The sequence below is a fragment of the Acinetobacter sp. RW6 genome (assembly GCF_041956835.1).
GTDB lineage: Bacteria > Pseudomonadota > Gammaproteobacteria > Pseudomonadales > Moraxellaceae > Acinetobacter > Acinetobacter calcoaceticus.
This window is the reverse complement of record NZ_CP167121.1, coordinates 2,170,005-2,183,053: the sequence shown is the minus strand read 5'-3', so window position 1 is coordinate 2,183,053 and position 13,049 is coordinate 2,170,005. Positions and strand designations below refer to the sequence as shown.

Sequence of the window (13,049 nt, the reverse complement as noted above, 5' to 3'; positions counted from 1 at the left end):
GATCACATGAGTATTGTAAAAATTGAAAATGTACGTGTGTTAGACCCAATCCAGAAAACAGACAACGTACAAACTGTATATATTCAAAATGGCAAGCTGGTTGCTCCAGTAGAACAAGTTGAACAGACACTTGATGGTCAAGGTAAATGGTTAATGCCAACCATGGTTGATTTGTGCGCACGTTTGCGTGAGCCTGGTCAACAGCAACATGGGACACTTAAATCTGAAGGTAAGGCAGCACGTGCTAATGGCATTTTGCACGTCATTACCCCACCAGACTCAAAGCCGATTGTACAAGACAACGGTGCCCTCATTCATGGCTTGATTGAAAAGGCATGGCTTGATGGTGGCATTCACATGCATATTATTGGTGCTCAGACGCAAGGCTTAAATGGTAAACAACCTGCAAATATGGCTGGCCTGAAAAAGGGCGGTTGTACTGCTGTTTCAAATGCCAACGCTGCTTTTGAAAATGATGATGTGGTTATTCGTACTTTGGAATATGCAGCGGGTCTTGGCTTAACGGTTGTGTTCTATGCTGAAGAACCACAGATTGCTAAAGATGGATGTACACACGAAGGCTTTATTGCTTCTCGCCAAGGTCTGCCGATGATTCCGGCACTTGCTGAAACTGTAGCGATTGCAAAATATCTGCTTATGATTGAAGCAACTGGCGTAAAAGCTCACTTTGGTTTGTTATCTTGTGGTGCATCGGTTGAACTAATTCGTGCTGCAAAAGCAAAAGGCTTACCTGTGACTGCTGACGTTGCAATGCACCAGTTACATTTAACTGAACATTTAACAGACGGTTTCAATTCACTTGCACACGTTCGCCCACCATTGCGTTCTGAGCAAGATAAAGAAATTTTACGTCAAGGTTTAAAAGAAGGCGTAATTGATGCAATTTGTACGCACCATGAGCCTTTAAGCAGTTCGGCAAAAATGGCGCCATTTGCTGAAACTCAGCCGGGCATTACAGCTTTTGATACCTATGTATCGTTAGGGATTCAACTCATTAATGAAGGTTTATTCGAACCTCTAGAATGGGTTGCTAAAGTCACTAGCGTACCAGCGCAGGTTGCAAATATGACCGCGCGTTGGGAAGATGAAGCAGGATGGGTATTGATAGATCCTGCTTTTAGCTGGACAGTAAGCAAAGACACAATTTTATCGCAAGGGAAAAATACCCCATTACTGGGTCAAAACCTAACGGGTAAAGTGCTGCAAACTTTTGCTAACTGATAAAGTACTTAGTTAAAGTAAATTTAAAATATAAACAGGTAGATCAATAAGATCTACCTGTTTTGTAAATACTAGATGGAAAATTGTATATAAATTATATAAAAAACAATAAAAGATTCTAGGCAGATTAGAATAAAAAACTATCAGCAAAGAAGAACTATTTGAATAATCAAAAGTTGCTGGTTACGACGTATAAATTCGGGAGAATAACCAATGTCGATAAACCCTATAGAATTGCTTAAAGAAAAAGTATCTTCAATATTATTAGATGAACAGGATGGATACCTAGGCGAAAAATCAAATGCTTTATCTAAGTTTTATCCAATTTTACTTTCATTATTAGCTGCTAAACCTGATCTTATTGGACAATTGAAAAATAGTCTGGCTCCATCGTTATCCGATCTTTTTTCGCATAATGATCAAATCAAGAATACCGTGCTTACTCATTTAAGCGGCACAGCACCAAATAATGAAATTGAAAGTACACTCAACAGCGCGATTAAACCCAGCCTTAATGCAATTTCAGATGTTGCCGGAAATGATCAGCAAAGTATTGTGAATTATTTACGTCAACACGCAGAAACAATTCGTTCATATTTACCTGCATGGGCAGTGGGTCTATTAGCACCTTTAGGTGTGGGTGCAGGCCTATCTTCGGTTCCACATTCAACTTCAACAGCTCCACCATTAGCTGCAGCCAGCGAAAAAACGGGTAAGTCTCGTGGATTCCTACCTATTATCGCTCTAATTATTCTGGGCCTTATTATTGCTTGGTTATGGCGTTCTTGCCAGCATAAAGAAGCTGTACCAGCACCAGAACCATCGGCTGCAAGTGGTGTTGAAGCCGCTGCTGCACCAGCTAGTTTAACTTTAAGTACAGATGATAAAGGGGCAGTGAGTCAGTGTCAGGCTGGGATTGGCGACCAAGGTTTCTTGGCAACGCTACAAACAAACGTTAAAAAGGTTTTTTCGACAACTCAAGATTGTAATGTGGATACAAGCCAAACTTATGCGGCTTCATTTACAGACAAAGATGCACTTGCTGGTGTGCTCGGTGCATTAAAAGGTGTGCCAAATGCATCTTTAGAATGGGTGGGTGATAAAATTACTTTGAAAGCGGGGGATGCAGCAGCATTAGAAGCTTTAACTGCAAAAGTAAAAGCATTGGTGCCACATACTGAGGTTGTAGCCGCAGCACCAGTAACAGCTGAACAATCTGTGAGCAATAGCTTGAGTGCATCACAAACTGCTCTAACAGCAATTGATCCGAACAATGTCGATGTAAATGCTTTGGTGAAAGCCCTTAACTTGCAAATTATTAATTTTGCGAGTGGCTCAAGTGATATCCCTGCGGATAACAAAGCTATTCTTGATCAAGCTGTAACACTTTTAAATAAAGTGTCTGGAGTGAAATTAAATGTTGGCGGTCATACAGACTCAACTGGTAATGCAGCTTCAAATAAAGCGTTGTCTCAACGCCGTGCTCAAGCCGTAGTAGATTATTTAACATCTAAAGGTGTAGATGCTTCTAAATTAGTTGCACAGGGTCATGGTTCTGATCAACCAGTTGCTGAAAATACAACTGATGAAGGACGTTTCAAAAACCGTCGCATCGAGTTCTCAGTAGCTCAATAATGAAATAATTTATGAAAAATTATTGATTTTATTCATTTTGATTTGAAAAAAGCTTCTCATTTTGAGAAGCTTTTTTCATAGAGATAAATATTGTTGGGTTAATATGAAAATCAGTTTGATAGGAAGTGGACGAGTTGCCTTTCATTTGGCACAGGCTTTATTGGCTCAAGGTCATAACATCGTACAAGTCTATGCACGTGATTTTGATAAAACCCAAAAATTTGCAGAGAAAATTCAAGCGAAAGCATGTCAGTCTTTACAGCAATTTCAGCCAGTTGATTTAATTATTCTGGCAGTTTCGGATAGTGCAATTGCAGAGCTTGTAAAACAGGTTCATGAATTATTTCCTGAAACTCTTATGGTTCACACCTCGGGTAGTACAGATATTGAAGTCATCAGTCATGTGCATGAAAAAGCAGGGGTGTTTTATCCATTACAAACATTTAGCCTTGAAAGAAATGTTGACTGGACTGCAACGCCGTTGTTTGTTGAAGCAGTAGCAGATGTCGATCAGAAACTACTTTCAGATTTAGCAAATAGCCTAAGTAATCGAGTATATCAATACAGTTCAAAACAACGTTTAACTTTACATCTAGCAGCCGTATTTGCCTGTAATTTTAGTAATTATTGTTTTGATATGGCAAAGCAGATAGTGGATGCAGAGCAGGTCGACTTTAGTTTGCTTTATCCTTTAATGATAGAAACAGCAAAAAAAGCCACTGAAAATGATCCGAAGCACATGCAAACTGGACCTGCGGTAAGGGGTGATCAAAATATCTTGGCCATGCATCAAAACCTATTAGCTCAAGCAGAACGAGATGATTTAAAAGAGGTCTATCAACTTTTAAGTGATGGCATCGTGAAGCGCCATCACTCGGCTTAATGTTTTTTTAAAATCAAGGTTCGCCGTTATTTCCCCATTTTAAGAAGCCCGCCCGTTGATTTAAACGTTCAAAATATTGGTCGACATGAATAAGCGTTGGATGGTCAAAAGGAGTGGCCTTCCAGCGTTGTACAGACAGACCAATTGGAATATCGGCTAAGCTAAATTGTGAACCTGCAACATAGGCTTGAGTTTTTGCAAGTTGTTGATCAAGAATCTGCATATGGCGATTCCAGTTATCAATACCTTGTTGTAATAAGTTTGGGTCTTGATGATCTGGTGAATGTCTCAGCAGAGACATAATGGTATAAGTCCAACTGTTATTCAGCTCTATCGCTTGCCAATCAAGCCACTGGTCTACAAAAAATCTTTCTTTCGCTTGAGTAGGGTAAAGCTGATTCTCTTTATCGTAGGCATTTGCTAGATAACGGATAATACTATTGGACTGCCAAAGTATTAAATCGCCATCTAAAACAACAGGAATTTGCCCATTTGGGTTTAATTCTAGAAATTCAGGAGATTGGGCAGAACGAACGCCTCTTCCCCAATCTTCTCTTTCATATGCAAGATTTAATTCTTCACAGAGCCATAAGACTTTGCGAACATTAATGGAGTTATCGCGCCCTAAAATTTTTAACATGTGGTGTCCTTAGTATTTTTAGTATGGCAAGTACGAGTCTCTATAAATAGCTAGATTCGCTTAGATTGGCAATTATTAATTAGAAAGAAGAAATACTGTAGATAAGATATATATTTATTTTCTTTTTATATAAAAAGAAAAGGCCTAGTTTATGACTAAGCCTTTTTTATTATTTACTTAATCTTTTTAAAGATAAAGTCATTAATTTTATGACCAGACTCAATACCACGGCGTTCAAACTTAGTCACTGGGCGCCAATCTGGACGAGGGTAGCTATTGCCTTTACCTGCCAAGTTTTCAAGGTCTGGGCGGTTGTCTAATACATCTAGCATCCATTCAGCATACGGTTCCCAATCTGTTGCAGCATGAAACGTACCGCCAAGCTCAAGCTTTTGTTCAACCAATGGCATACGCTCATGGGCAACAAAACGACGTTTGAAATGACGTTTCTTTTGCCAAGGGTCTGGGAAGTAAAGTTGTACGCAGTTAATGCTGTTGTCTGGCATTTCACGTAAAACCTGAATTGCATCTGCATCAAGTACACGTAAGTTTTTAACTTCAGCTATACCTGCTTCATATAGGCATTGAGCAATACCAGGTACATGGACTTCAATACCCACATAGTTGCGTTCAGGGTTCGCTTTTGCCATAAGAACTAACGAACGACCCATACCAAAACCGATTTCAACAGTTAAAGGGCGCTCTGGATGTTCGAAGTGTTGGCGTAAGTCGCCAACAGGATATTCCAAAATTAAATCGCGATGTTGTTCTAATGCCGTGCGTTGAGACGTATTAAGTGGTGCTGAACGACGCATAAACGTCACAATTTCACGGTGTTCAGGCAAATTGTCTAAGTCTGCAATTTGCGTTTCTAACTGATCGATCGACATAACCTTGGCAATATTGAAATTCAAATGCGGTATTTTAAGTCTTCATGTGATCAAGTCAAATGTTTCGGTGTTTTTCTTCATGTAGATGTCATGATCAATATTTACTCTAAGAGACTAATTAAAACTCATATGAACACTTTTACTCATGAAAACTTTTCAATTAAGAACACTTTCAGTCTTTTTAAGTGCATTAGGTGCATTTTCATATAGCTCAGTTGCTCAGGCACAGCTCATGTTTAGCCAATATGTTGATGGCAGCAGCAATAAAAAAGGTTTGGAAATTTATAATCCAGATGGCATTACAATCAATTTAGCTGATTATGAGATTCAACAATTTAATAATGGTGGAACAGCAAAGACAGTGGCTTTTCGTTTACAAGGGTCATTGGCGAGTAAGCAGAAGTTTTTGGTGGGTCGCTCTGAGTTGCAAACTGAGCTTGGAAGTAAAGTTAATCAGGTGGCAGCACTATCTTTTAATGGTGATGATGCAGTCGTACTTGTTTATAAAGGTACACCTGTAGACCGTTTTGGTCGTATTGGTGAACGCCCAGCAGCGGGATGGGGGACAGCAGTTTCAAGCTTAGGAAATAGTTTTAAGCGTATTGAAACAGAAAACCCAGCTTTAAGTATTGATGCAACCGCAGCATTTGATTTGGACCATTCATGGTCGGCTTGGACAAACCGAAATGACTTTTCAAATTTATCGGGTTCTACAACTCAACCTCCTGTTGAAACAGTAAGTTGTTCAAGCTCAGATACAGCGATTGCTGACTTAGCGGCAGCAACTCAAGAGCAGACTTATACGGTCCGTGGTGTGATTACAGCTGACTATCGTTATGCCAATGGTTTCTCTGGTTTTTATGTTCAGACGCCAGACACAAAAGCACGTGCAAATGTCAGCAATGCCATTTTTGTTTATATTTCAAATAGTAGTGCGGTAAAAGGCGGACAAGTGGGCGATGAAGTTATTTTGCGTGGTCGTTTAACATCTTATCAAAATCAGCTACAGATAGATCAATTACAACACGATATTCAAACCTGTAATAGCAATATGGCAAATCAGGTTCAGCCGATTAGCCTTGAACTTCCATTTGCTAGTTTAACGGGTGGCTCGACTAATTCTCCGCAGCGTTATCAAGGCATGTTGGTCAAATTACCTCAGACTTTAACAGTGAGCGAGAACTACAATTATGGCCGTTATGGTGAATTGTCGCTGAGTTTAGGCCGCTTATATATTCCAACCAATTTATATCCAGCGTTATCTCCTGAAGCTAAAGCTCTAGCTCAGAAAAACTTATTATCAAAAATTATTTTTGATGATGGTTATAACAACCAAAACCGTACACCATGGTTACCAAGCAATTTTAGTGCTGCCAATACGCTACGTTCGGGTTATCAACTTAAAAATGCTGAAGGTATTTTAGAATACCGTTTTAATGGTTGGCGTGTTCAACCTGTGCTTGGGCGCAATCAGCCTGAGGTTCTTACTCAACCAAATCCGCGTCAAAGTGTCCTTACCAAAAATGCCAATCACATTCGTGTAGCTTCATTTAATGTTTTGAACTATGACAATGGCGCAACAGGTTTTCCAACAGAGCGTGGTGCGACCACACAAGCTGAGTTTGACAAACAGCATCGTAAAATTGTGAGTGCACTCAAAGCGATTGATGCCGATGTATACGGTTTGATGGAAATTGCCAACAACGGTTATGGCCCAGACAGTGCTATTGCTCATTTGACCAAAGCTTTAGGTAGCGATTGGAAATATGTGGTTCCTGAAAATTTAGACCGTTTAGGTGGTGATGCAATTGCTGTGGCTATTATTTATAACAGTAAGCGTGTTAAGCCTTTAAATAAGCCTGTTGTGCTCGATTTGGGCGACAAGAACCGAACAACATTGGCGCAAAGTTTCCAAGCAGTTCGTGGTAATAAAACGTTTACCGTTATTCCAAACCACTTGAAATCGAAAAGCTGTAGTGGGGTTGATGCTAGCTCTACTGACGCAGACCAAAAAGATGGTCAAGGCTGCTGGAACCCAACTCGGGTGAAAGCAGTTGATCAAATTGTGCAGTGGTTAGCGAAAAATCCAACTCAAGTGCAAAAGCAAAATGCTTTACTTGTAGGGGATATGAACAGTTACGCAAAAGAAGAACCTATTTTGTCATTTGAAAAAGCGAACTATAAAGTTTTACTTAATGACACTAAGGTAGGTCAGGGCACTCAGGCATATAGTTATGTTTTTGGTGTTGCGAGTGATGCCAACGGTAATGGTGGAGCAGGTAACCTAGACCATGCAATTGCTGATGCAGCTTTATATCCAAAAGTAGTGAGAACCTTTGCATGGCATATTAATGCAGATGAGCCAACGCTTTTAGACTACAACGAAGAATATAAAACGGATGAGCAAAAGGCATTGTTCTATGGTGAAGATGCTTACCGTTCTTCGGACCACGACCCTGTAATTGTAGATCTAGATTTAAATGGAAAAGACTCAAGCCATCCTGATGATGATAAGAAAAATGGTATTTTTGATTTCTTATCTGAATTAATGAACTGGCTTAGCCAGCTTTTTAAGCGTAATTAACGGAAAAATTGCGTGACGCAAATGTGTTTTATCATATTTTAAACAATCGTCACGCAAGACAACTTGCAAGGAATGACTTTTTCAAGAATATTAGATGGTGTAAGTATTTTATAAGTTTACGCTTTTTTACAATTAAAGAATTGTGCAAACCTTGCAGGTTTTCTAGAAGCAATTTAAAACGTTAATATGAGATAACAAGGATCAGATATGAAATTATATTATTCGCCAGGCGCATGTTCTTTAGCTGCACATATTATTTTAAATGAAATTAATGTTGATTTTGACTTAGAACGAGTAAATTTAAAAACACATAAAACAGAAAAAGGCGCAGATTATTACGAGATTAACCCGAAGGGATATGTACCTGCTTTAGAAATTAATCCAGGTTTAATGTTAACTGAAAACGTTGCAATTTTACCATTTCTTGCTCAGCATGATCCTAAGCAGGATTTGATCCCGCCATCAGGGATGGGCCGTGCGAAAGTATTAGAGTGGTTGGGTTACTTGAACTCTGAATTACATGATGCCTATGCAGTTTTCTTTGGGGCGCCTTTAACAACTGATGAAAAAACCAAAGCTTATGCAGAAATTGATCGTCTTTTAAAATATATCGATAATTATTTGGCTGAATCTGATTATGATTATTTAGTAAATGATAATTTTGGCCCAGCAGATGCTTATCTATTTGTTTTAACAAATTGGTCAAATTCAATTGAGCATGATTTAACACCATATAAACACATTATTGCACTACGTAATAAAGTAGCAGAGCGTCAATCTGTACAAATTGCGATGCGTGATGAAGGCTTAATTTCATAAAAGATTTTAAAAGCCAAAAAAAGCCCCTAATAAATAGGGGCTTTTTTATTAAAGACAATTAGTGTTGAGCATCTTTTTTCACTTCAGCAGCGGTATTTTCAACAGCTTGAGCTGTATCAGCAGTTGCTTTACGAGCAGTCGCTTCAGTTTTTGCAGCAGCCTCAGCGGTAGCATCAGCAGCATGGTCAGTTGCAGCATCGATTTTTGCAGTAGCATTATCAGTTGCAGTAGCAATATCGTCTGCAGCCTTGTCACCAGCAGATTTGATATCTGCAGTTGCTTGTTGAGCTGCATTTTCTAAGTGTTCACCCGTTGTCGCACCTGTTTCTGGAGCTTTATCTTTATTACATCCAACAAGAGCAACGGTCGCAGCAAGACCTAAAGCAACAAGTAATTTATTCATTGTGTTTTTCCTTCTAATTTATGGCATCCAAAATTATGGATGTCTAAAATATAAACATAAACTAACTGATTAATAAAGATCGAAAATTGTTAAAGAGTTGTAACGCTAATATTAAAAAAGCCTAGCATTTTGTAATGCTAGGCTTGGGTTAAATCGTACTGGTTTGACTAAATTTTATTGCCCAGAACGGATAATGTAATCAAATGCAGAGAGTGATGCTTTTGCACCTTCACCTGTTGCAATAATGATTTGTTTGTACGGAACCGTAGTACAGTCGCCTGCAGCAAATACACCTTTCACATTGGTTTCGTTGCGGTCATTCACAATGATCTCGCCACGATTGGTTAACTCAAGCTCACTGTCTTTCAAGAAGTCAGTGTTTGGCAATAAACCAATCTGTACAAAGATCCCTGCAAGCTCAACCACATGCTCTTCATCAGTCGCACGATCTTTATATTTAAGACCTGTCACTTGTGAACCATCACCTAATACTTCAGTACTTAAAGCATTCATAATCACAGTTGTGTTTGGCAAGCTATGCAATTTGTTTTGCAAGACTTGGTCAGCACGAAGTTTGGTGTCGAATTCAACTAGAGTCACATGCTCAACAATTCCCGCAAGGTCAATTGCAGCTTCTACGCCAGAGTTACCGCCACCAATCACGGCAACACGTTTGCCTTTGAACAATGGACCATCACAGTGTGGGCAGTACGCGACACCACGGGTACGGTATTCTTGCTCACCAGGTACATTCATTTCTCTCCAACGTGCACCTGTTGAAAGGATTACTGTTTTCGATTCAAGCTTTGCACCGTTTTCAAGTTCAACTTCAACCAGACCATTTGCGGTTTGGTTTGCACCTGTGATTTTGCTGACACGTTGTAGGTTCATGATATCAACATCGTATTCACGAACATGTGCTTCCATTTCGGCAGCAAACTTAGGACCTTGAGTTTTTTGCACAGACGTGAAGTTTTCAATATCCATGGTGTCCATCACCTGACCACCAAAGCGTTCAGCTACGATACCCGTGTTAATGCCTTTACGTGCTGCATAGATTGCAGCAGTTGCACCTGCAGGACCACCACCAATCACTAACACATCAAACGCATCTTTGGCATTAAGCGCTGCTGCATCTTTTTCAGCTGAGTTGGTATCAAGTTTCGCCACAATTTCTTCAAGTGTCATACGACCTTGACCAATATGCTCATTGTCTTGGAACACCATTGGAACCGCCATGATTTTGCGCTCTTCCACTTCGTCTTGGAAGAATGAACCATCAATCATGGTTGCAATTGTGTTCGGGTTATAAATCGCAATCAGGTTAAGCGCCTGTACCACGTCCGGACAGTTATGACAGCTTAATGATACAAACACATCAAAATCAGCTTTAAGGTTTAAACCTTTAATCTGGTTCAACACTTCATCAGACACTTTAGGAGCATAGCCAGACACTTGTAACAGTGCCAAGATCAAAGATGTAAACTCATGGCCCATCGGTAAGCCGGCAAAGAACACACGAGGCTGTTCACCTGCTTTAGCCACACCAAAGCTTGGACGGCGTGTATTGTTACCATCAAAACGGGCAGTCACCTTGTCAGAAAGTTCAGCAATTTCGGTAACCAGCTCTTTAATTTGAGCCGCTTTATCTGACTCATCTAAAGCAGCAACTAATTCGATTGGACTTTCTAAACGTTCTAGGTAAGCTTTTAATTGAGTTTTAATGTTTTGATCTAACATCTGTTTTTACTCCAATGCATCCAAATTCTTTCAATAGATGCATAGTACGTGAAAACACAAAATAGGTAAAACAGTATGTTTTTATAGATTTAATCGGTTTTTTGAATGTATTGTGGTACTCATAAACAATATCAATAATTTAAAGCGGTAATTTGTCTTTGAGTGTCCTTTATTACTCTTTTTTATCTTTTAAAGTGAAAGTATTTAAAAATTTATATATGTTATATGGCTGTAAAGATTTTATGTCATAACATTAAAAGGTACTTTCATGTCATTGCAACGCGGCATTTATCAGCATTATAAAGGTAATCTCTATCAAGTTTTTTCTGTGGCAAAACACAGTGAGACTGAAGAGGAACTAGTCATTTATCAGTGTCTTTATGGTGACTATTCGACTTGGGTGCGTCCACTAGATATGTTTACTGAAACGGTTCAAGTGGCTGATGGAAGTATCGTACCGCGGTTTAAGTTAATTCAAAGCACTTAACTCAAACGACTGTCATATAAAATAACGATTTTAAAGGGTGAATATATGCCAAATACTTTTTTCTTACAAAGAGTTGCAGATTTATATGACACCTTTAAACGGCATGATGCCCAGCAGGCAGATCGCTTGCTGCGTTATCGCAATATTGAGGCTGAGTCTGCAAAACTACTGTCGCAATTTATTCGCATGCAGCAAGCCAAGTCAATTTTAGAAATTGGTACGTCAACGGGTTACTCAACTTTATGGCTAGCTGAAGCGGCTCAGGCAACTGGTGGGCAGGTGACTACAGTTGAAATTGATGCAAAGCGAAGTGTTGAGGCGAAACGCCATGTTGCTGAGTTAGAGCTTAGTGAAATCGTTCAATTTTGGGTAGGCGATGCAGCTGATTATTTAAAAGAAGCTCAGGAAACTTTCGATTTTATTTTGTTAGATGCCGAGCGCAATGCTTACGAGAATTATTGGCCAGATTTAAAACGTCTGATCAAGCCAAAAGGTGGCGTACTCATTATTGATAACGTCATTTCACATGCTGCCGAAGTAAAATCATTTTTGGAACTGATTAAAAATGATCAAAACTTTATGAGCAGTATTTTGCCGGTAGGCGCTGGTTTATGTATGGTGATTCTAAAGTAGGTTCACTTTCTTTAGATATTCTTGCCGATAAGCTTGCGGACTACAGCCCTGTACTTTATTAAATGCACGGGTGAAATTGGCAGGATTGGAATACCCCAGCTCATAGGCAATGTGGGTAATGGTAAAGGTAGAATTTTCTAATAAATCAATGGCACGTTCAGTGCTGATCTGCTGCTTTAAAGCATGAAATTCAATACCTTGTTGCTGCAAATAGCGTTGCAATGTTTTGGTAGAAATATTTAATACTTTTGCACATTCCATTAGGGTTGGGACTTGATTAGCTTGTCGTAGCATCATGCTGACCCATTCAACAATTTCACCTTGATGATAGATCTTCTGGATTTGTTCCTGACAGCGTTGCTCAACTATTTTTAAACTATGCGTGTCAGCTAAAGGCAAGGGCAGTGCCAATTGTTGCTGATCAATTACCACGCGTATACCTGAAAGCCAGGTATAGTTAAAGTGGAAATTGGCTTTCACTAAGGATACGTAACGTTCTTGATAGCTCGGCTCTGGAACACTTAAATACACTTGGTAGCGTTGTAATTGCTGACCTGCCAACTCTAAGAGGCTGTAGTAAAACGCCACGGCAATCGCTTCAATATGAAAGGCCAAACATTGCTTATTCATCTGCAAAATCGGTTCGAATAATAGTTCAACCTTTTGCTGATTGGTCGGAAACCCAATACTGAGCTTAAAACTCGGCATAATCAGTCTAAAATATTGTGCAATCAGTCTCAGTGCATGTTCCAAATTAGGACTGGTCATTAGGGCATAGCCCACTAGACTATGTGAGCTGAGTTTTATATTTTTACCGAGTTCAAAGGCCAAGTCTTGAGTATTGGGCAGACTCAAACCAATCTCAATGAATTGTTCAATTTGTTGAATCGATAATAATTCTGTTTTTGCCAGTTCTTGCTGCAATGTCACCAACAAATCATTATCGTATTGATGCGTGTTGATTAAAATTTCAATCAGCCGTAAATAATAACGTGATGGAATAACAGGGATCTGTTGCTTCTGCACAAGAAAAACTCAGTAAAGTCTTACAATGATAATAGCAAGTCTTAAAATGATAATATAGAGGCACTAT

12 protein-coding genes are annotated in these 13,049 nt (G+C 39.3%); 7 read left to right on the top strand and 5 right to left on the bottom strand.

Annotated features, from left to right (window positions below; all coding sequences use genetic code 11):
• Positions 1-6: 6 nt before the first annotated feature.
• From ACB088_RS10420 to ACB088_RS10410, 3 genes are all read left to right on the top strand, one after another.
• Positions 7-1,242: a dihydroorotase gene (locus ACB088_RS10420; protein WP_375036897.1), complete on the top strand. Its 1,236-nt coding sequence runs from the start codon at positions 7-9 to the stop codon at positions 1,240-1,242.
• A gap of 213 nt (positions 1,243-1,455) precedes the next feature.
• Positions 1,456-2,877 (top strand): OmpA family protein, encoded by a 1,422-nt coding sequence (locus ACB088_RS10415; RefSeq protein ID WP_133746471.1) that lies wholly within the window; start codon positions 1,456-1,458, stop codon positions 2,875-2,877.
• A gap of 103 nt (positions 2,878-2,980) precedes the next feature.
• Positions 2,981-3,760 (top strand): Rossmann-like and DUF2520 domain-containing protein, encoded by a 780-nt coding sequence (locus ACB088_RS10410; RefSeq protein WP_133746470.1) that lies wholly within the window; start codon positions 2,981-2,983, stop codon positions 3,758-3,760.
• A gap of 13 nt (positions 3,761-3,773) precedes the next feature.
• Here the strand turns inward: ACB088_RS10410 and ACB088_RS10405 are convergent, their stop codons facing one another.
• Both ACB088_RS10405 and trmB read right to left on the bottom strand, forming a co-directional pair.
• A complete protein-coding gene (locus tag ACB088_RS10405; RefSeq protein ID WP_133746469.1) occupies positions 3,774-4,400 on the bottom strand; it encodes a glutathione S-transferase in 627 nt (208 codons plus the stop codon).
• A gap of 173 nt (positions 4,401-4,573) precedes the next feature.
• Positions 4,574-5,290, bottom strand: a complete 717-nt coding sequence (trmB, locus tag ACB088_RS10400) for a tRNA (guanosine(46)-N7)-methyltransferase TrmB (RefSeq protein ID WP_004642023.1) — start codon at positions 5,288-5,290, stop codon at positions 4,574-4,576.
• 145 nt (positions 5,291-5,435) lie between these two features.
• On the opposite strand from trmB, the gene ACB088_RS10395 reads away from it, so the two are divergent.
• A complete protein-coding gene (locus tag ACB088_RS10395) occupies positions 5,436-7,874 on the top strand; it encodes an ExeM/NucH family extracellular endonuclease (protein WP_375036896.1) in 2,439 nt (812 codons plus the stop codon).
• Between the two features lie 207 nt (positions 7,875-8,081).
• On the top strand, positions 8,082-8,693 hold the full coding sequence (locus tag ACB088_RS10390; RefSeq protein WP_003652661.1) for a glutathione binding-like protein: 612 nt from the start codon (positions 8,082-8,084) through the stop codon (positions 8,691-8,693).
• Positions 8,694-8,751: 58 nt separating this feature from the next.
• Here ACB088_RS10390 and ACB088_RS10385 read toward each other — a convergent pair whose 3' ends face one another.
• Together ACB088_RS10385 and ahpF are read right to left on the bottom strand one after the other, a co-directional pair.
• Positions 8,752-9,096 (bottom strand): hypothetical protein, encoded by a 345-nt coding sequence (locus ACB088_RS10385; protein WP_092707889.1) that lies wholly within the window; start codon positions 9,094-9,096, stop codon positions 8,752-8,754.
• Positions 9,097-9,270: 174 nt separating this feature from the next.
• Positions 9,271-10,836 carry an alkyl hydroperoxide reductase subunit F gene (gene ahpF, locus ACB088_RS10380; RefSeq protein WP_375036895.1) on the bottom strand — a complete coding sequence of 522 codons (1,566 nt, stop codon included), beginning with the start codon at positions 10,834-10,836 and terminating at the stop codon, positions 9,271-9,273.
• A 268-nt stretch (positions 10,837-11,104) separates the two neighbouring features.
• On the opposite strand from ahpF, the gene ACB088_RS10375 reads away from it, so the two are divergent.
• Complete coding sequence (locus ACB088_RS10375; protein ID WP_375036894.1) at positions 11,105-11,323, top strand: DUF1653 domain-containing protein; 219 nt, start codon at positions 11,105-11,107, stop codon at positions 11,321-11,323.
• Between the two features lie 45 nt (positions 11,324-11,368).
• Positions 11,369-11,956, top strand: a complete 588-nt coding sequence (locus tag ACB088_RS10370; protein WP_375036893.1) for an O-methyltransferase — start codon at positions 11,369-11,371, stop codon at positions 11,954-11,956.
• On the opposite strand, the gene ACB088_RS10365 is transcribed toward ACB088_RS10370, so the two are convergent.
• A complete protein-coding gene (locus tag ACB088_RS10365) occupies positions 11,948-12,982 on the bottom strand; it encodes a helix-turn-helix domain-containing protein (protein WP_375036892.1) in 1,035 nt (344 codons plus the stop codon). The two genes, ACB088_RS10370 and ACB088_RS10365, sit on opposite strands and share 9 nt — an antisense overlap.
• Positions 12,983-13,049: the final 67 nt, after the last annotated feature.